At 73.8% G+C, this 19,507-nt stretch carries 15 protein-coding genes and 1 pseudogene; 5 read left to right on the forward strand and 11 right to left on the reverse strand.

Annotation, left to right across the window (positions count from 1 at the left end; all coding sequences use genetic code 11):
• Positions 1 to 20 precede the first annotated feature (20 nt).
• A pseudogene (locus FB457_RS09480) lies at positions 21 to 397 on the forward strand (SDR family NAD(P)-dependent oxidoreductase); the annotation flags it as partial.
• 16 nt (positions 398 to 413) lie between these two features.
• Here FB457_RS09480 and FB457_RS09485 read toward each other — a convergent pair.
• From FB457_RS09485 to FB457_RS09505, 5 genes are all read right to left on the reverse strand, one after another.
• A complete protein-coding gene (locus FB457_RS09485) occupies positions 414 to 1,655 on the reverse strand; it encodes an arginine deiminase (protein ID WP_047018622.1) in 1,242 nt (413 codons plus the stop codon).
• 117 nt (positions 1,656 to 1,772) lie between these two features.
• The gene (locus FB457_RS09490; protein WP_145781486.1) at positions 1,773 to 4,439 is read right to left on the reverse strand and encodes a polynucleotide kinase-phosphatase; all 2,667 of its coding nucleotides are present in this window, start codon (positions 4,437 to 4,439) and stop codon (positions 1,773 to 1,775) included.
• Positions 4,436 to 5,962: a 3' terminal RNA ribose 2'-O-methyltransferase Hen1 gene (locus FB457_RS09495; RefSeq protein ID WP_047018620.1), complete on the reverse strand. Its 1,527-nt coding sequence runs from the start codon at positions 5,960 to 5,962 to the stop codon at positions 4,436 to 4,438. Before FB457_RS09495 ends, FB457_RS09490 begins: the two co-directional genes overlap by 4 nt.
• 327 nt (positions 5,963 to 6,289) lie before the next feature.
• Positions 6,290 to 7,228, reverse strand: a complete 939-nt coding sequence (gene mmuM / locus FB457_RS09500) for a homocysteine S-methyltransferase (protein WP_145781488.1) — start codon at positions 7,226 to 7,228, stop codon at positions 6,290 to 6,292.
• Positions 7,225 to 7,572 (reverse strand): nucleotide pyrophosphohydrolase, encoded by a 348-nt coding sequence (locus FB457_RS09505; RefSeq protein WP_145781489.1) that lies wholly within the window; start codon positions 7,570 to 7,572, stop codon positions 7,225 to 7,227. The genes mmuM and FB457_RS09505 overlap by 4 nt, the downstream gene beginning before the upstream one ends.
• Positions 7,573 to 7,689: 117 nt before the next feature.
• On the opposite strand from FB457_RS09505, the gene FB457_RS09510 reads away from it, so the two are divergent.
• Entirely contained in the window at positions 7,690 to 8,427 is a 738-nt protein-coding gene (locus tag FB457_RS09510) for a TetR family transcriptional regulator (protein ID WP_222439491.1), read from the forward strand.
• Positions 8,390 to 8,611, forward strand: a complete 222-nt coding sequence (locus FB457_RS09515; RefSeq protein WP_047018616.1) for a hypothetical protein — start codon at positions 8,390 to 8,392, stop codon at positions 8,609 to 8,611. Before FB457_RS09510 ends, FB457_RS09515 begins: the two co-directional genes overlap by 38 nt.
• 145 nt (positions 8,612 to 8,756) lie before the next feature.
• On the opposite strand, the gene FB457_RS09525 is transcribed toward FB457_RS09515, so the two are convergent.
• Positions 8,757 to 8,972 carry a hypothetical protein gene (locus FB457_RS09525; protein WP_047018615.1) on the reverse strand — a complete coding sequence of 72 codons (216 nt, stop codon included), beginning with the start codon at positions 8,970 to 8,972 and terminating at the stop codon, positions 8,757 to 8,759.
• A 583-nt stretch (positions 8,973 to 9,555) separates the two neighbouring features.
• On the opposite strand from FB457_RS09525, the gene FB457_RS09530 reads away from it, so the two are divergent.
• Positions 9,556 to 12,396, forward strand: a complete 2,841-nt coding sequence (locus tag FB457_RS09530; RefSeq protein WP_164492595.1) for an AfsR/SARP family transcriptional regulator — start codon at positions 9,556 to 9,558, stop codon at positions 12,394 to 12,396.
• A 200-nt stretch (positions 12,397 to 12,596) separates the two neighbouring features.
• Positions 12,597 to 14,168: a helix-turn-helix domain-containing protein gene (locus FB457_RS09535; protein WP_145781491.1), complete on the forward strand. Its 1,572-nt coding sequence runs from the start codon at positions 12,597 to 12,599 to the stop codon at positions 14,166 to 14,168.
• 115 nt (positions 14,169 to 14,283) lie between these two features.
• Here FB457_RS09535 and FB457_RS09540 read toward each other — a convergent pair whose 3' ends face one another.
• The 5 genes from FB457_RS09540 to FB457_RS09560 form a co-directional block, all read right to left on the reverse strand.
• Positions 14,284 to 15,078 (reverse strand): SDR family oxidoreductase, encoded by a 795-nt coding sequence (locus tag FB457_RS09540; RefSeq protein WP_145781492.1) that lies wholly within the window; start codon positions 15,076 to 15,078, stop codon positions 14,284 to 14,286.
• Between the two features lie 173 nt (positions 15,079 to 15,251).
• Positions 15,252 to 16,535 carry an AAA family ATPase gene (locus FB457_RS09545; protein WP_253911464.1) on the reverse strand — a complete coding sequence of 428 codons (1,284 nt, stop codon included), beginning with the start codon at positions 16,533 to 16,535 and terminating at the stop codon, positions 15,252 to 15,254.
• 149 nt (positions 16,536 to 16,684) lie between these two features.
• Positions 16,685 to 17,056, reverse strand: coding sequence for a cell division protein SepF (locus FB457_RS09550; RefSeq protein WP_047018612.1), 372 nt, complete (start codon positions 17,054 to 17,056; stop codon positions 16,685 to 16,687).
• A 296-nt stretch (positions 17,057 to 17,352) separates the two neighbouring features.
• Positions 17,353 to 18,918, reverse strand: a complete 1,566-nt coding sequence (locus FB457_RS09555; RefSeq protein ID WP_047018611.1) for an alkaline phosphatase D family protein — start codon at positions 18,916 to 18,918, stop codon at positions 17,353 to 17,355.
• Positions 18,915 to 19,496 carry a phosphoesterase gene (locus tag FB457_RS09560; protein WP_145781494.1) on the reverse strand — a complete coding sequence of 194 codons (582 nt, stop codon included), beginning with the start codon at positions 19,494 to 19,496 and terminating at the stop codon, positions 18,915 to 18,917. Before FB457_RS09560 ends, FB457_RS09555 begins: the two co-directional genes overlap by 4 nt.
• Positions 19,497 to 19,507 lie beyond the last annotated feature (11 nt).

Below are 19,507 nucleotides of genomic sequence, written 5' to 3' on the forward strand. Positions count from 1 at the left end.
GCGCAGGGGAAACGTGAGCGCTGCGCAACGACGGGGCCTCGGTCGTCCTGGTCGGCTCGACCGCAGGCGACCGCGGCGTGGAGGCGTTCGGCGCGTACGCGGCGTCGAAGGCGGCGGTCCGGTCCTTCGCGCGGACGTGGTCCAACGAGCTGAAGGACCGCGGCATCCGGGTCAACGTGGTCTCGCCCGCATGGATCGAGACCCCCGGGGCACCGCCGCCTTCGGCGACGAGGAGACCGCGCGGGCCGTGAAGGAGAACGTCGCCGCGACGGTGGCCAAGGGCCGCATGGGCCGGCCCGAGGAGGCCGCCGCGGTCCTGGCCTTCCTCGCCTCGGAGCAGAGCAGCTACGTCGTCGGTGCGAACCTCTACGTCGACGGAGGCACCAACCAGATCTGAGCCGGCACCCCGATGCCTAGACCGGGTCGCGCTCGACGGGGCAGCTCATGCACCGCGGGCCGCCCCGGCCCCGGCCCAGTTCGCTGCCGCGGATCTCGATCACCTCGATGCCCTGCTTGCGCAGGAACGTGTTCGTGGTCGAGTTCCGCTCGTACGCCACCACCACGCCCGGCTCCACCGCCAGCACGTTGCAGCCGTCGTCCCACTGCTCCCGCTCCGCGGCGTGCACGTCCTGCGTCGCCGTCAGCACCCGGATCCCGTCCAGGCCCAGCGCGGCGGCGACGGCGTTGTGCATGTGCTCCGGCGGATGGTCGGTGACCTTCAGATCGTCGCTGCCCGAGCCGGGCTCGATGGTGTACGAGCGCAGCATGCCCAGGCCCGCGTACTGCGTGAACGTGTCGCCGTCGATCATCGTCATCACCGTGTCGAGGTGCATGAACGCCCGCGCCTTCGGCATGTCCAGCGCCACGATCGTCCGCGCGGAGCCCGCCGCGAAGAGCCCGCGCGCCAGCAGTTCCACCGCCTGCGGCGTGGTCCGCTCGCTCATCCCGATGAGCACGGCGCCGTTGCCGATGACCAGCACGTCGCCGCCCTCGATGGTCGACGGGTAGTCCTCCTGGCCGCCGGACCAGACGTGGAACTCGCCCGACTCCGGCCCTGCGAAGAGCGGGTGGTGCTTGTAGATCGCCTCGAAGTGGACCGTCTCGCGCTGCCGCGCCGGCCAGCGCATCGCGTTGATCGACACCCCGTCGTAGACCCAGCAGGAGGTGTCCCGGGTGAACAGATGGTTCGGCAGCGGGCCGAGGAGGAAGTCGTCCGGGTCCATCACGTGGAAGCGCACCGACGCCGGCTCGGCGAACCCGTCCAGGTACTCGCGCTTCGTCATCCCGCCGACCAGCGCCTCCACGAGCGCCGCGGAGTCCATGGAGTCGAAGGTGGAGCGGAGCTTCTCGGTGGCGAGCGGCCCGTACTCCTTCTCGTCGAAGACCCGGTCGAGGACCAGCGCCCGCGCCTCGGGCAGGTCCAGGCTCTCGGCGAGCAGGTCGCCGAAGAGGTGGACCTGCACGCCGCGGTCGCGCAGCACGTCGGCGAAGCCGTCGTGCTCCTCGCGGGCCCGGCGGACCCAGAGCACGTCGTCGAAGAGGAGGGCGTCCTTGTTGCGGGGCGTGAGCCGCTTCAGCTCCATGTCCGGCCGGTGGAGTATCACGCGGCGCAGGCGACCGGCCTCTGAGTCGACGCGGAATGAGGGCGCTGGCATGGGATCAGACTGCCACGCGGGGCGGCGCGGGGCAGCGGTTCGGGATCAGTGACGGAAACGGCGCGGGAGGGCGGGGGTGCGGCGGGCCCGCGGTGGTGGTGCGCGGGCCCGCCCGTCTCACAGCCGCGGGTCCACCGGCTCCGACTCCAGTGCCAGCACCGCGAACACCGCCTCGTGCACCCGCCACAGCGGCTCCCCCGCCGCCAGCCGGTCCAGCGCTTCGAGGCCGAGCGCGTACTCGCGCAGCGCCAGGGAGCGCTTGTGCCCCAGGTAGCGGCTGCGCAGCCGGGTCAGGTTCTCCGGCCGGGTGTACTCCGGGCCGTAGATGATCCGCAGGTACTCCCGGCCGCGGCACTTGACGCCGGGCTGGACGAGCCGGCCCTCCCCGCTCCGTACGAGCGCCTGGAGCGGCTTGACGACCATGCCCTCGCCGCCGGCCGCCGTCATCTCCTGCCACCAGGCCACGCCCGCGGCCACCGACGCGTCGTCGCCGGTGTCGACGTACAGCCGACCGGTGCGCTGGAGCAGGCCGGTGGCGTCCTGCGCCACCAGCCGGTCGAGGAGGGCGAGCTGCACGTCGTGCGGCTCGCCCGCCAGGCTCCGGCCCTCGGTGGCGAGGAGCTGGAACGGGGCCAGGCGCACGCCGTCGAGCCCGTCGACCGGCCAGCAGTAGCGGCGGTACGCGGCCGAGAACGACTCGGCGTCGGCGGCCCGCTCGCGCTGGCGGTCGAGGAGGGCGGCGAGCGCGGTGACAGGGCCGGAGTCCGAGGCGGTTGCGGGGTCGGTGCCCGCGGCCGGCGGTACCGCGGGCGCGGCGGCCGCCAGGCGCGTGCGCGTCGCCTCCAGCGCCGCCAGCGCACCCGGGAACACCGCCCGCGAGGCCGCGCCCACCGCGGCGTACTGCTGCCGCAGCAGCCCGCCCGCCTTCAGCGACCACGGCAGCAGCTCGGCGTCGAGCAGCAGCCAGTCCGTCCCCAGCTCCTCCCACAGCCCGGCCGCCGTCGCCGCGTCGCGGACGCGGGCGACCACCTGCTCGGTGCGCTCGGCGTCCGGGAAGAACGGGCGGCCCGTGCGCGTGTGCAGCGCGCCCGTCACGCCCGCGCCCGGCGGCAGGCCGAAGCGCTTCTCCGCGACGCCCGCGTCCCGGCACACCAGCGCCACGGCGCGCGATCCCATGTGCTTCTCCTCGCACACCACCCGCGCCACGCCGTCCGCGCGGTACGCCGCGAACGCCTCCGCCGGGTGCTCCAGATGCCCCTCCTCGGCGGAGGTGGCGGTCGGCGCCATCGTCGGCGGCAGGTAGAGCAGCAGCCGCGGGTCGACCGCGAAGCGGCTCATGACCTCCAGAGCCGCCGCCGCGTTCTCCTCCCGTACGGCGACGCGGCCGTGCTGGCCGGTCTCGACGACGCGGCGGCCCTGCACGTCGGCGAGGTCCAGCGGGCGGTCGCCCGCCGTACCCGCCGGTGCGGAGTCCGTACCGGCGGCGCCGGCCGCGAGGGGCTTGACCGGCTCGTACCAGACGCGCTCGGCCGGGACGTCGACCAGCTCGCGCTCCGGCCAGCGCAGCGCGGTCAGCTTGCCGCCGAAGACGCAGCCGGTGTCCAGGCAGAGGGTGTTGTTGATCCACGACGCCTCCGGCGTCGGGGTGTGGCCGTAGACGACGGCGGCACGCCCGCGGTACTCCTCGGCCCACGGGTAGCGCACCGGCAGCCCGTACTCGTCGGTCTCGCCCGTCGTGTCCCCGTACAGCGCGAAGGAGCGCACCCGGCCGGAGGTGCGGCCGTGGTACTTCTCCGGCAGGCCGGCGTGGCTGACGACGAGCCGGCCGCCGTCGAGGACGTAGTGGCTGACGAGCCCGTCGACGAACGTCCGCACCCGCTCGCGGAACCCGGGCTCCGCCTCCTCCGCCCGCTCCAGCTGCTCGACGGTCTCGGCGAGGCCGTGCGTCAGCTTGACGTTGCGGCCGTGCAGGAGGCGGCCCAGCTTGTTCTCGTGGTTGCCGGGCACGCACAGCGCGCTGCCCGCGGCGACCATGCCCATGACGCGGCGCAGCACACCGGGGCTGTCCGGGCCGCGGTCGACGAGGTCGCCGACGAAGACCGCCGTACGGCCCGCGGGGTGCACCCCGTCCTCGTACCCGAGGCTCGTCAGCAGCGTCTCCAGCTCGCGGGCGCAGCCGTGCACGTCGCCGATGAGGTCGAACGGTCCCGTGAGGTGGGCCAGATCGTTGTAGCGGCGCTCCAGCACGACCTGGGCGGCGTCGATCTCGTCCGTGCCGCGCAGGTGGTGCACGGTGCGGAAGCCCTCGCGCTGCAGCCCGCGCAGACCGCGGCGCAGCTCGCGGCGCTGCCGCGGGATGACGTGGGCGCCCATGCTGGCGCGGTCGGGGCGGGCGGCGTTGCGCTCGCGGCAGACGCTCTCGGGGACGTCGAGGACGATCGCGACGGGCAGCACGTCGTGCTCGCGGGCGAGCCGGACGAGCTGACGGCGGGCCTCGGGCTGGACGCTGGTGGCGTCGACGACGGTGAGCCGGCCCGCGGCGAGGCGCTTGCCGGCGATGTAGTGGAGGACGTCGAAGGCGTCGCCGGAGGCGGACTGGTCGTTCTCGTCGTCGGCGACGAGGCCGCGGCAGAAGTCGGAGGAGAGGACCTCGGTCGGCTTGAAGTGCCGGCGGGCGAAGGTGGACTTGCCGGAGCCCGTGGTGCCGATGAGGACGACGAGACAGAGGTCGGGGACGCCGAGGCGGCGGGCGGCGGTGCCGGGTGCCGGGGTGGTGTCGCTCATGACGCCTCCTTCGGGGTGTGGTCGGGGCCGGTCGTCCCGGTGGTGGTGCCGGTGGCCGGTTCGGTGCCGCTGCGGGCGGCGGTCCTGGTGAAGACCGCGAGCTGGGTCGGGTGGCCGACCTCCGGGTCGTCCTGGCCCACGCCCTCGTACGCCACCGCGTAGCCGAACCTGGCCGCGACCGGTTCCGCCCAGGCGCGGAACTCCGCCCGGGTCCACTCGAAGCGGTGGTCCGCGTGCCGGACGTGGCCGGCGGGCAGCGACTCCCAGCGCACGTTGTACTCGGAGTTGGGCGTCGTCACGACCACCGTCGCGGGCCGGGCGGAGCCGAACACGGCGTACTCCAGGGCGGGCAGCCGCGGCGGGTCGACGTGCTCCACGACCTCGCTCAGCACGGCGGCGTCATAGCCCGCGAGCCTGCGGTCGGTGTACGTGAGCGCGCTCTGCAGCAGCGACACGCGCGCGGCCTGCCGCTCGCCCATGCGCTCCAGCCGCAGCCGGCGGGCGGCGGCGGCGAGGGCGCGTACGGACACGTCGACGCCGACGATCTCGGTGAACCGCGGGTCGTTCAGCAGCTCCTTGACCAACTGGCCCTGGCCGCAGCCGAGGTCGAGCACCCGGGCCGCGCCCGCGGCGCGCAGCGCCTCGGCGATGGCGGCGCGGCGCTGCACCGCGAGCGGCACCGGCTTCTCCTCGGTGTCGGTCGCCTCGTCCACGGCGTTGTCCAGCTCCTCGGGCTCGGCGTCGTCGGACTCGGCGAGGCGGGCCAGCTCCAGCCGCTCCAGCGCCTCGCGCGCCAGCGACCAGCGGCGGGAGAGGTACCGGCCGGTGATGAGGCGCTGCTCGGGGTGGTCCTCCAGCCAGCCCTCCCCGGCGCGCAGCAGCTTGTCGACCTCGTCGGGGGCGACGCCGTAGTGCTTGGCGTCGTCGAGCACCGGCAGCAGGACGTACAGGTGGCGCAGCGCGTCGGCGAGCCGCACCTCGCCGTCGAGGACGAGGGACACGTACCGCGAGTCGCCCCACTCGGGGAACGCGGGGTCCAGCGGCACGGCGTCGGCGGTGACCCGCCAGCCCATGGGCGCGAAGAGCCGGGCGACCAGTTCGGGGCCGCCGCGGGCGGGGACGGCGGGGACCTCGATGCGCAGCGGGAGGGGCTGGGCGGCGCGCTCGGGGTGGGTGCGGCTGGTGCCGGTCATGGCGGTGCGGAAGACGCGGCCGAGCGCGACGGCGAGGAGGGAGGACGCCGCGTACGGCCGGTCGTTGACGTACTGCGCGAGGGCGGAGTCGGGGCTCTTGCCCTTGCCGCCCCTGTCCTTGCCCTTCGCGGCGCGCACGAGGCCGACGGGGTCCACTTCGAGGAGCAGCGCGGCGGTGCAGCGGGCGGGAGTCGCCTCGGGGTAGAAGACGTGGGCCGTGCCGCGTGCAGTGGCGAACTCCTGCGCCTTGCCGGGGTGCTTGTGCAGGAGGAAGCCGAGGTCGGTGGCGGGCGCGGCGTCGGTGCCGGTCGCGGTGATGGTGAAGAACACGTGAGCGAGTATTTCGTGCGGGGCGGGGCGCGGGCCATCGGGTTTCGGGCGGGGGCGGGGGGCGCGAGAGCGGTGCTCTTGGTACGGGTCGGCGCTCGCGGCCGGGAGCGGTGGTCTCGCAGGAGAGCGGCGGCCGCACGCGAGAGCGGCGCTCTCCGGCGGCGGTCGGTGCTCTCCGGCGGCGGTCGGTGCTCTCCGGCGGTGGTCGGTGCTCTCCGGCGGTGGTCGGTGCTCTCGGCGCAGAGCGGTGCTCGCGGTCGGGAGCGGTGGTCACCGAGGCGTCGGCCGCTCACCGCGCGGAGCGGTGCTCACCCACGGGAGCAGTGCTCACCCGGGCGTGCCGCTCCCGTGGAGTTCCGCCGCCAGGGCGGCGATCGCCTGCGGGCCGACGCGGCAGCAGCCGCCCACGGCGGCGGCCCCCGCGCGCCGCCAGCCGGCCGCGGCCTGGGCGTCGAACGAGCCGGGGCCGCGCCAGGCATGCGTCTCCGCGTTCCAGGTCTCGCCGCTGTTGGGGTACGCCAGCACCGGTCTGCCCGTGACGCGCGCCGCCGTCTCCACCGCGTACGCGACGTCCTCCGGCGCGCAGCAGTTGACCCCCACCGCCGCCACCGCCTCGTCGTCCGCCGCGAGCGCGAAGGCGTCCGCCAGCGGCTCGCCCGCCCGGGTCGCCCCGCCCGCGACCGTGTACGTCAGCCACACCGGTACGCCCAGACCCGCCGCCGCCCGCAGCAGCGCCGTCGCCTCCGTCACGCCCGGGACCGTCTCCAGCGCCAGCACGTCCGGCTCCGCCGCCGCCAGCACCTCCAGCCGGGGCCGGTGGAAGCGCTCCAGCTCCGCGACGCCCACCCCGTCCCCGTACCGGCCGTGGTACTCCGAACCGTCCGCCAGCATCGCCCCGTACGGGCCCGCCGACGCCGCCACCCACACCGGCCGGGGCGCCCCGTCCGCCACCCGCCGGGCCAGCGCCACGCTGCCCGCCAGCAGCCCGGCCGCCTCCGCCCGGCCGGCGCCCCGGCGCGCGAAGCCCTCGAACGTCGCCTGGTAGCTCGCCGTCAGCAGCACGTCCGCCCCGGCCCGTACGTACGCGGCGTGCGCGGCCTCGATCTGCGCCGGCTCCTCCGCGAGCACCCGGGCCGACCACAGCGCGTCGCGAAGATCGCAGCCCTGCGCTTCGAGCTGGTTCGACAGACCCCCGTCCAGCACCAGCGGCGGACCGCAGGACGCGGCGCGCCCGACCGCCTCCGCGAACGACGACGCGGGTCTCAACGCCCCTCCCCCGGCTCCGGGTCCCGCGGCGCCGGGAACCGCTCCTCGTTGCGCTCGATCTTCGCCGCCAGCGCCGCCAGCGGGTCCACCCCCACCACCGAGCAGAACTGCAGCAGGTACGACAGCACGTCCGCGACCTCGTCCGCCACCCGGTGCGCCGCGTCCGGATCCGCCATGATCCGCGCGGACTCCTCGGGCGTCAGCCACTGGAAGACCTCCACCAGCTCCGCGGCCTCCACGCTCAGCGCCGCGGCCAGGTTCTTGGGGGTGTGGTACCGCTCCCAGTCCCGCGCCGCGGCGAACGCCACGAGCCGCTTCTGCAGTGCCTGCACGTCGTCGCTCATGCGCCCCTGTCTACCACCCGGGCCACCGGTGGAGGCGCCCCCCGGCGCTCCCTTGCCCGACTTAACTTAACGACGTACAGTAAACTTTACGTTGTTCCGGACGGCCGGGAGGGTTGCGTGGAGTCCGACGGTTCTGAGGGCGGGGGCAGCCGCACCGCCGCGGCCGGCAGGGGCGTCTGGCTGCGGAAGGGGCCGGAGAGGCCCGGCCGGGCCTCTCCGCTCTCGCAGGCGCGCATCGCCGACGCGGCCGTGGCGCTGCTGGACGAGGGCGGCACCGACCGGCTGACGATGCGCGGCCTGGCCCAGCGCCTCGAGGTGAGCGCCACCGCGCTGTACTGGCACGTGGCGTCCAGGGAGGACGTCCTGGATCTGGCCTTCGACCACATCTTCGCGCAGGTGCCCATCCCGGAACCCGGCCCGGAGTGGGCCCTGGACGTCGAACGTCTGGTGGTGGGCTGGCACGCGGCGATGCTGCGGCACCCGTGGTCACCTGCCCTCGTGGGCAGGCCGATGCTCGGCCCGAACGTCCTCGCGCGCACCGAGTTCCTCCAGTCCGCGCTCGTCCGCGGCGGCCTGACGGGCCGGGCCCTCGCCCTGGCGACTCATCTGCTCGCGAACTACGCGATCGGCGCGGCCCTGGTGGAAGCAACCTGGCAGCGGGGGCGGGACCCGGCCGTCCGCGCCGAGGCGCAAGCCCACCTGGCCGCCCGCACCGACCTGTACCCGACGCTCCACGAGCACGGCCACCTGGACGACCGGTGGCCCGACGAAGAACTCTTCGCCGCCGGCGTCCACACGATCCTGGGAGCGGTGACCCATGACGCTGCTGCGCGTCGAACTCGACGCCGACCGTGACCGCGCCCGGCGCTTCGACGCCCGCGTCAGGCGCGGCGAGCCGTTCCCGAAGGAGCGTCAACTCGTCATCGACGAGGCATGGGCGCACGGGTACACGCCCACCGGCAAGGTGACCTACCGGGGCATCGGCCAGGGGCAGCCGGCCACGCTCAAGTTCGACGTGGAGGTCGACGTCTCGACGTGAGGGACGGCGCCGCCGCGGCGACCACGCCTTACACGCCAAGCTCCACCGCCTGGTCCTCGACGAACTCGGCGCACCTGGCGAGCTGGACTGGTCGCGGTGCGCGATCGACGGTCACTTCTGCCTCGGTGCCGGGCTCGGTGAGGGGCTATGCGGACAGGGCGGCCCCTGTTCGGGAGGCCAGGCGCAGGTTCGCCAGCGCGACGTCCGTGACGTCGTCGGAGTGGGAGGCGCGCGTCTGGAAGAGCCGCACCTGGTCCTGCAGGGCCCACGCGAGCTGCCACGCGGCGGGGCGCTTGCCGTCCACCCCGGTGAACGCCTCCCGGGTCTCCTGCTCGATCAGGGCCTCGCTCTCCGGGTGCAAGGACCGGGGTGGAGGCGGCCGGTCGGTGACCAGAGGGCCTTCGGCCAGGGCGGCGACTGCGTCCGCACGACGGCCGAGGCCAAAGCCGCAGACCCGCGGGCCTGCGGTCTCGAACCCGGTGACCAGGGCGGCGGGGGGATTTCCCCGCCAGAAGCTCGCCGAACTTCTCCCGAGCGAGGATAACCGAGTCGCCGTGAGAACTCCGGGCGGCCAGGTGAGCTCAACCATCGAGGGCAACCCCATGAAAGCCATACCCGGAGTCTCCGGGCCTCTGGACCCTACGACGGCCCGTCCAACCCACGATCAAGGTAGGACCCCATGACCGGCCCGGGTGGGCTGAGCATCGTGCACATCCCGTGCCCGGAATTGAGCATCGTGCACATTGGCGGGTCGCTCGCGCGTCCCTAGCCTCGTTCACGGACGGGCCGCGCTCGCGCCGGTCCCCGCGATACCGCCGACGCCTCCCCGAGGGGGACTTTCCCGTCGGCGGACGAGGTGCGCATGCGCAAGGTGAATGCGTGACGACATGCTCCCGGGGCGGAACAAGATGCCCTCGGAGCGGAACAAGCGGAGGAACGACGCAGTGAGCGAGTTGCGACTGCTGGGCCCGATGGAACTCCGCGGAGCGGACGGTCGGCAGTACCCGCTGGGGCCGCCGCAGCAGCGTTGTGTGCTCGCGGTGCTGGCGATGGCCCCCGGCAGGCCGGTCATGGTCGAGACGTTGATCAGGCACGTCTGGCGCGGCGAGTCGTCCGGCGCCGCTCGTGATGTGCTGTATACGTACGTCTCCCGGCTGCGTCGCTTGCTGCGACAGGCCGCGCAGGACGGTCCGTACGTTCCCGTACTGCGCCGTGGCAACGGCGGATATGCGCTGGACATCGCCCTGGAGAGCGTCGATCTGCAACGCGCTCGCGCGCTGGCCGGTCAGGGAAGGTCGGAGCGTTCCGACGATCCGGAGCGGGCGGCGAAGCTGTTCGGTGAGGCGAGCGCTCTGTGGCGTGGCACGCCGCTGGCCGGGCTGCGGGGGGAGTGGGCGGAGCAGGTACGGGCCGGGTTGGAGCGGGAGCGGGTCTCACTGCTGACCGAGTGGTACGACGTCGAGCTGGAGCTGGGCCGGCACGCGGAGTCGGTTGCGGGTCTGTCCGCGGAGGTCGTGGAGCACCCGCTGGCCGAGCCGCTGGCGGCGCAGTTGATGCTGGCGCTGTACCGTTCCGGGCGGCAGTCCGATGCCCTGCAGGTGTACGCCCGCACACGCGCATCCCTCGTCGCGGGGATCGGCGAGGAACCGGGTCCCGAGCTGCGCCGGTTGCACGAGCGGATCCTCCGCCGCAGCCCCGTCCTGAACCGGCGTCAGGAGCCGCACGGCTCTCCCGCGGACGAGGAGAGGGCCGTGCCCGAGGATGCCCCGCCGGCCGTACGCCCCGCGCAGTTGCCGCCGGGCGTGGCCGGGTTCACCGGGCGGGAGACGTATCTGCGTCGTCTGGAGCGGTTGCTGCCGGGGGCCGATGGGGGTTCGCCGGATGCGTCGATCTGTGCGGTGGTCGGTACGGCCGGGGTGGGGAAGACCGCGCTGGCGGTGCACTGGGCCCACCGTGCCGCGGAGCGTTTCCCGGACGGACAGTTGTACGTGAACCTGCGCGGGTTCGCGGCGGCGGACAGTCCCACGGGTCCGGCCGAGGTGCTGCGGGCCTTTCTGCAGGCGTTGCGGATCCCCGACAGCCAAATTCCCGAGGGCACCGACGCACGCACCGGGCTCTTCCGCAGCCTGCTGGCGGGCCGGCGGATGCTGGTGGTGCTCGACAACGCCCGGGACGACTGCCAGGTGCTGCCGCTGCTGCCCGGCGCCCCGGGCTGCGCCACCCTGGTCACCAGCCGCCACCGGCTTCCCAGCCTCGTCGCCCAGACGGGTGCGGATCAGATCGTGCTGGAGCCGTTCAGCACCGAAGAGGCGCGGCAACTGCTCGTGCGGCGCCTGACAGCCGACCAGTTGGAGGGCCGGGGGGACGCGGTGGCGGACATCGTGAAGGGATGTGTGCGGCTGCCGCTGGCCCTGGCGCTGGCCGCCGCCCACCTCGCCGCCCGTCCCGGCCTCACGCTCACCGCTCTGGCCGACCAGACCCCCGACTCCGGCGGCCGCGCGCTGACGGCGGACGTACGGACGGTGTTCTCCTGGTCGTACCGCATCCTCAGCCCCGCCACCGCCCGGCTGTTCCGTCTGCTCGGTCTGCACCCGGGACCGGAGTTCGGCACCGGCGCGGCAGCCGCCCTCGCCGGCATCGAACTGCCGCAGGCCCGCTCCCTCCTGCGCGAGTTGACCTGGGCCAGCGTGCTCGATGAGCGGGCGCCGGGCAGATTCGTCCTGCACGACCTGCTGCGCGACTACGCCGCCGAGCTGGCGCGCGAAGAGGATGAGGAAGAGCGGCGCCGGGCAGCCGTGCGGCGCGTGCTCGACTACTACCTGCACTCGGCGCACGGCGCGTGCCGCACCCTGTGGGCACACCGTGACCGGCTCACGGACCTCGGCCCCGCCCCGTCCGGCATCACCCCCGAGACCTTCACCGAGGCACCGTCGGCCTACGCCTGGTTCACCACCGAGCGGCGTACCCTCACCGAGGCCGTACGACTTGCCGTGCACACCGATCTCGACGAGCATGCCGTACGTCTGGGCCGCAGGCTGGGCAACCACCTCGACCGCGACGGGCGCTGGATCGAGCAGAACCGACTGCTCCAGACCGTCCTCGCGGCAGCCCGCAGGACCGTCGGCGACCCCGCGGGCGACGCCGAGCTGGCCGCCGTCCTGTGCGACCAGGCCCGCTCCGCCTTCCGCCTCGGCGCCCCCGATCAGGCCCGCGAGCATCTGGACAGCGCCTACGAGCTCTTCCGCGCCCATGACGACCTTGCCGGTCAGGCGGAGGTCCACCACTACATAGCCAACCTGCACGAGGTACAGGACGACCCGGTGCCGGCCCTCCGGCATGCACGCACATCCCTCGCCCTCTACCGCGCGGCCGGTGACCGCCGCGGCCAGGGCCGCGAACTCAACCTCATCGGCTGGATCTACGGCCTGCTCGGAAAGCCCGAGTCGTCACTCGCCCGCTCCCGGCTGGCACTGGCCGTACAGGAGAGCGTGGGCGACCTGTACTTCATGGGCATCACCTGGGACACCCTGGGCCGCGCCCACCACCGCCTCGGCGACCCACACGAGGCGATCTCCTGCTTCAGACGTGCGCTCGACCTGCTGGAATCCCCCGACGCCGCGGACCTGCTGAACGCCGCCAAGGCACACACCGCCCTGGGCGACGCGCAGGCCGACACCGGCGACAACGCCGCCGCCCGGGCCTCCTGGACACGAGCCCTGCGCATCTTCGAAGACCTCCGCCACCCGGCCGCCGCCGAACCCCGGACCCGCCTGCAAACCCCGTAGGCGACCTCGCCGCCGTCCTGCCTCCGGACCAGATCCCGTCCAGGTTTCGTCAAGACGCGCCCGCCAGAATTCCGGTACCGGTATCGCCGGGCGCCGCAGGCGGCGAATACGGCCGCGCAGACCCGCTGACGACCAGGCGGAGCTGCGGCCGGCCGTCCGCAGGCCGGGGGAGTCAGGACGAAGGCGGAGGGGCGACCGTCGTGGACGTAGCGCGTGGGGACATCGGAGGGCCCGACGGGCTGCTGCGTGAGGTCAGACGTCAGGCATCCCGCCGGGACGAGCCCGATACGCGGGAGATCCTCGACTGGCTGCACCGGCACACGGGCGCGGACTTCGCGCTGGTCGCCGAGGACGGATTCACGGTGGACTCGTCCACCGCGGGCTTTCCCCGGGAGATCCTGCCTTCACTCGCTCCGCTGCTCGCGCGGCTGTCCGGCGGGCAGTTGGCCGCGGCCGCAACCCGGGCCGGCGAATGGAACGTGCACTGCGAGGTTCTCGGTGTGCACGAGTCGCGCCCTGTACTGGTGGCCGTCGCCCGGTCGGCGCCGAGTCCGGAGACCGTTGCGCTGATCTCGCACACCGGCACAGTCATCACCCTGCTGCGCCGCGCCACGGACGGCGAGCGGACGTGGCGCGGCTTCCAGTACAAGGCGCGCCAGGTGCGGTTCGGCGTGCTCTCGGCGCTGCTCGCCGGAGGGCCGGTGCTGGCGCGCCGCATGACGACCGGCGCCGTGCCCCCGCTACTGAAGGCCGAGCGGCTGCGGGGCCTTCTGCTGCACTGCTCGCCGGCCGACCGCGACCGGATCGTACGGGTCTACCAGGATCCCTCCGGCTACCACGGCCCCGATCTGATGGTGCACTGCCCTGTCTTCAAGGAGCACGTGATCTGTCTCATCGCCGAGGACACCGTTGCCCGGGGCGGGGGCGGGGGCGGGGGCGGGGGCGGCCCGGGCGGCCGCACCGGTGGCCTGGCCGAGGAGTTGCGCCGCGTGGTGCGGGAGAACCCCGGTTACGCGATGGGCATCAGCGGTCCGCATCCGCTCGGCGCGACGGCCGAGGCGTACGGTCAGGCCGCTCACGCCCTGGCTGCCGCCCGCTCCACTCCCGGCCATGTGGTCTCCTACCAGGGGCAGACGCTCTTGGACAACGTTCTGCCCCGCCGGCCCGCGCTCGCCTGGGCCCGCACGTTCCTGCGCCCACTGGACACTCTTCCGCAGACCAGCGTCGACATCACCCGTCTCCTGATGAGCATGCCCCGAGCGGCGGTGGCCCGCCTGCTCGACCTCAGCCGCAACACCGTCACGGCCCACATCAGGCGCGCGGAACGGGCCCTCGGCCTGGATCTCGCCGACGTCCACGCCCGCGCCGCCGTCCAGCTCGCCCTCGCACTCGCCGGCCCTTTAACCGCACATGAACCCGATGAGCGCCCAACACCCCCCAGACTGGAGGACTTGCTGCATTCCGAACCCGCCGCCGCCTGGGCCCGGACGTTCCTGCTGCCCCTGCAACCCCGGCAGCGCCGCACCCTTCAGGCGTGGATCGACGCCAACACCGACGGCCAGCAAGCCGCCCGCCGGCTCGGCATCAGCCGCAACACCGTCCGCGCCCACCTGCGTACCGCAGAAGCCCACCTCCGCCGCGACCTGCTGACCGCCGGGGCCGGCATCCACGACGTCGTCCACGCTCTCCACATCAGCACCACCGCGATGGGCACCCGGAAGGGAGGGGACTCCTCGAAGAGCGCCCAAGCGGGTCCGACCCCTCGCGTGTGATCTGGCCCCACCGGGATCATCGGAGCAGGATGCGGGCTGCTCACACGGCGACGACCAGCCTTGTCCTGGCCCGCCGACGACTCCCCGAACCCGTGATCCGCACCTGGAACAGGGCCTAGTACACCCAGCGACGGAAGCCCGATTCCGCGTCGACCGTGTTGCCCGTGATCGTCGCCGCGTCGCCGCCCACGAGGAGTGCCACCACGGCCGCCGCCTCCTCCGGCGTGTTCCACGTTCCGCGGGGCAGCGCCCGGCCCACCTGGGCGGCCAGTTCGTCGGTCGCCCAACCGGTGTCCGTGGGGCCGGGGTTGACGCAGTTCACGGTGATGCCGCGGTCGACGAGGGCGTCCGAGAGCGTCAGCGTCAACTGCTGGAGCGCCCCCTTCGTGGCGGCGTACGGGATCTCCTGGCTCATCGGTGCCAGATGCTGCCCGGAGGTGAAGAGCACGACCCGGCCGCCGCCCCGCTCCTTCCCCGCCGCCGCGTCGTACTGCGCCGCGTACGCCTGCACGAGCAGCAGCGTGGCCCGGACGTTCACCGCCCAGCACAGGTCCAGTTCGGCGGCCGTCAGCCCGTCGAGGTCGTACGTGGAGCTGCGGGCGTGGTTGACGACCAGGGTGTCCACCATCCCGTACCGCTCCCCCGCCGCGGCCAGCAGCGCGGCAGGGGCGCCGGGTTCCGCGAGGTCGGCGTGGGCGTAGGCGAGCCGGCCGCCCTCGCCGCCGAGGGCGGCGGTGACGGCCGCGGTGCCGCCGCGGTCGGCGCCCCAGGGCATCTCGTCGTCGTGCGGCGTCCAGCCGTGCGCGAAGACGCGCGTGCCGTCGGCCAGTAGCCGGCGGGCGATGGCGAACCCGATTCCCTGCTCACGGCTCACGCCGGTGACCAGTGCGGTCCGGCCCTGGAGGGGCATGGGCACTCCGTTTCGGGTCGTTCGTGGGGGCGCCTCGCCGGAATCGGCGGCTCCCCATGATCGGGCACACCCCCGCCTGCCCCGCAACGCCTTTTCCCACGACCTGACGACTGACAGATTTCGCCATCTGACATCCGCCAGTCGTACGCCGTCATCCCGTCGTCATTCCTCCGTCATTCCTCCCCCTTCGCGCCCTCCCCCTGCGGCCCCGGCCGCTCCCGCCGTTGCGGCAGCGGCACCGCCGTGGCGCACTCCGCCTGCGCAAGCGACGGGTCGCCGACCGAGCCCAGCACCCGGATGTGGCCGCGCTCGCCCATCCGCCCGGACAGCGCCACGAGTTCGCCCGCCTGGCGGGCGTCCATGCTCCGGTCGAGCCCGTCGGCCAGGACCGTCAGCACCTGGCGGGCCGGCAGCACCTCCGAGGCCGGGTCCACCGCCAGCACCCCGGGTCCGGTGAGCAGGACCAGCGCCAGCGCGAGATAGCGCAACTCGCCGTCGCCCAGGGTCTCGACCGGGGTGCTGCGCCGGCCCGGTTCGCGCAGCAGCACGGCGCGGACCAGCCCGTCCCCGTACTCCTCCGTCGTCAGGTCGTGGACCGGGCCCGCGCAGCCGCCGCGCACGGCGTCCACGAGAGCCGCGTGCCGCAGGCTGCACTCGTCGCGTACGCGGCGCAGGACGGCGGGGAGATTGCGGCTGTCGGGGGTGAGTTGTTCGCCGCCGATGGGCACGGCCGTGGCGGCGCGCATCAGGGCGGGGTGCGGGTCGCAGGGGTAGACGGAGCGGAGGGCGAGGACGGCTTGTTCCGCGGCGGCGAGCACGAGTTGTTCGCCGTCCGTGCGGCCGCCGATGCGGAGCGGTAAGAGAGCGGTGCCGAGCCGGTCGTCGGGGAGCGGGGCGCGGGTGACGGGGGCGGGGCCCGCGGTGTGCCAGGTGGCCTGGACGCGGTCGCGGCGGGGGTCGCGGAGTGCGGTGGCGAGCAGGGTGTGTCCGGCGCCGGTGAGGCGTTCGCCGACGATGCGGAGTTCGGGTTCCGCCTGTACGGCGACGTCGAGTCGTACGTCGCCGAGGGGGCCGCGGACGGTGCAGCCGAGGCGGACGCCGCGGCGTCCTGCGGAGTCTGGTCTGGCCCGCTGCGGTACGCAGGCGGCGGCGCCTCCCGGCACCGGGGCGAACGCCTCTTCCAGGGTGGCTCCTGCGCCGAGTCTGGCCAGGACGCCGCAGGCTTCGAGGGCCGCGGTCTTGCCGCTGCCGCTGCCGCCGGTGAGCAGGGTGACGGGGCCGAGGCCGAGCCGGGTGCCGCGGTGCGACTTGAAGGCGGAGACGCGGAGTTCGCCGAGGGTGGCGCGGTCGGTGTGGGGGTGGCGGCCGGTGTGGGCGGTGCGCAGGGTGGTGTCCCGCGGCGGGTCGCGCAGGAGGTCGCGGGGGGCGCGGGGAGGGTGCCCGGTGGGGGAGGTCATGTTCCCTGACGCTATTGAGCGCACCGGCCGCGGAACCGTTCCGGCAGCGGCACCTTCGCCCGAACGGGCGAGCCCCCGCGGATCCGTGGGGCCCGCCCGTTCGGGCACGGTAAGGACGCCGTGCCGGCGGCCGGTGTGCGACGGGGCCGTCAGTGGCCGGCGACCGGTTCGACTTCCGTGCCGAGGGGGGCGAGGAGGAAGACGTTGCGGTCGACGCGGTGCATGGTGCTCTGGATGCCGAAGGTGACGCCGCTGGCGAAGTCGAGGATGCGTTTGGCGACGTCGATCTCGGCGCCGGTGAGGTCGAGCAGGACGGGGACTTGCGCTATCAGGTATTCGGCGACGCGCCGGGCGTCGGCGAAGACCTGGCAGCGGATGACGACGAACTGCCGCTGGTCGGCGTCGACTTCGGGGTCGTCGAGGGCTTGGTGCCCGGTCCAGGAGGGCCATTCGTTGCCGCGCAGGGGGACGACTTCGGCGAGCCCCTGCCACTGCTCGTCGGTGACGTCATGTCCGGTCAACGTGCCTCCTCTGCGGTTCCGCGTGCTCCCGGTGCGGCCATCGGGCGAGTCTATCGATGGGCCGAACAGGTGACCGCGCAGGGACACACGGGATTCCGGGTTTCTGCGTCCTGTGCGACTCCAAGGTTCCGCTCGGCTCGTGTTAAGCAAATCCGAGGATTGACTTGGGTGTTGGGCGCGGCGGACGATCGGGCGGGATCCCCAGGCGGCAACCCGGCCCGGTCCCGTACGCCGTGCGGCCGGCGGCGTACGGGACCGGCCGGGTGCCGACCGCCTGCGTGTTCCGGTCGCGCGGGTCAGTCGCGGCGGTACTGGGCGGGGGAGTTCTTCGTCGCTTGGTCCTCGTAGCTGCCGGTGCTGCCACGGTCGACGTGGAAGGTGGTGAGCGTGGTGACGGGCGAGTCGGGGTCGCGGCGGTCGCCGATGACGCGCATGTGGGCGCTGAAGCGTCCGGGGGTGACGTCGTAGACGTCGTAGCCGTAGCGGTTGCCCTCGAAGTACTTGAGATGCGGGTTGGCGGCGCCCATGACGGGGCCGTTGGTCCGGTTCCAGTCCGGTGAGTACGCGCCGGAGGTGACGGAGTGGGCGGTGAACTCGGTGCCGACGAGCGGTGATTCGGGGTCGTCGTAGTCGGTGCGGATGTCGTCGACGAAGGCGGAGTGCCAGTCGCCGGTGACGACGACGAGGTCTTCGAGGCCGGCGGCGTGGACGTGCTGGAGGATTTCCTTGCGTTCGGCGAGGAAGCCGTCCCACTGGTCGGTGAACATGTACGGGCCGCCGGGTGAGCCGCGGAGCTGGCTGAGCATGATCGAGTTGGCCCAGACGTGCCAGGTGTCGGGGGCGTTGTCGATGTGGTGCTTGAGCCAGTTCTTCTGGTCGGTGCCGAGGATGGTGCCGTCGGGGAGGTTCTGCGCGGAGCGGTGGGAGCGCAGGTCGAGGATGGCGAGCTGGACGAGTCCGCCCCAGTCGCGGGTGCGGTGGATCTCCGGGTCGGGGAGGGCGGAGTCGCCGAAGGAGTCGCGGTGCGGCATGTGTTCGTACCACGCCTGGTAGGCGGCGGCGCGGCGGCGTACGAAGGGGGCGCCGCCGGTGCTTCCGCTGTAGTCGTTGACGACTTCGTGGTCGTCCCAGGTGAGGAACCAGGGGTGGGCGGCGTGGGCGTCGCGGAGTGCGGGGTCGCCTTTGTAGAGGGCGTGGCGTTTGCGGTAGTCGGCGAGGGTGAGGATCTCGGGTCCGTCGTGGTCGCGGACGTGGTCTTCGGGTACGCCGCCGACTTGGCCGTGTTCGTAGATGTAGTCGCCGAGGTGGAGGACGAAGTCGACGTTCTCGGCGGCGATGCCGCGGTGGGCGGCGTAGTAGCCGTCGTGGAATGCCTGGCAGTTGGCGGCGGCGAAGCGGACGCGGCCGACGGTGCCGCCGGGGGCGGTGCGGGTGCGGCCGGTGCGGCTGGTGCGGCCGAGGGCGCTGAAGGCGTAGTGGTAGGTGCGGCCGGGGGTGAGGCCGGTGACGGGGACGTGGACGCTGTGGCCGAGGGTGGCGGAGGCGGGTGTGGTGCCGCGGGCGACGACGCGGCGGAGTCCGGGGTCTTCGGCGAGGGCCCAGCGGACTTCGACGATGTCGGGGAGGTCTTGTTCGGCGGCGAGGGGTTCGGGGGCGAGGCGGGTCCAGAGCAGGACGGAGTCGGGCTGGGGGTCGCCGGAGGCGACGCCGAGGGTGAAGGGTGCGGTGTCGTATGCGGCGCCGAGTCTTTCGGCGGCGGCGCGGGCCTGGGCGGGGCTGAGTCCCGCGGTGAGGGGCCAGGCGGCGCCGAGGGCGCCGGCGGCGGCCGCGGACTTGAGGAGGGTGCGGCGGTCGACGGTCACGGGCGGCCTCCTCGGCGGGTGGTGGTGAGGGTGAGGCTGAGGGCGTCGGCGTAGCCGTCGTTGGCGGTGCCGCCGGCGCGGGTGAGGGTGAGGAGGAGGCGGGCGGTGCGGGCGCCGGGGGGTACGGGGGCGGTGGCGGTGCGTTCGAGGAGGGCGGTGCGGCCGGCGCGTTCTTCCGCGGTGACGGGGCCGAGGACGGTGAGGGCGAGGGGGGTGCCCCGGGTGTCGCGGAGTTCGGCGGAGAGGCGGGCGCCGTCTTGCTGGCCGGCGTAGCCGCCGAGCCAGGCGGTGAGGGTGTAGTGGACGCGGCCGGCGTCGATGGCCTTGTGTCCGGTGGGGCCTGTGCGGGGGAGGTCGATGTCCTGGAGGAGTGCGGTGCGGGGGCTGTTGCCGCCGGTGAAGAAGCGGGTGCCGCGGTGGGCGGGGCCGGGGTCGCCGGGGGTGGGGTAGCCGCCGCCGAGGTCGTAGGGGACGAGGGCGGGGCCGCCGTGGGTGAGGCGCCAGCCGTGGACGGTGGTGACGGGGTCCGGGGTGCCTCCGGGTCCGGTCTCTGCGTCGCCGTTGACGACGAGGTTCACGCCTGCCTCCC

It is taken from the genome of Streptomyces sp. CNZ287, assembly GCF_007827615.1.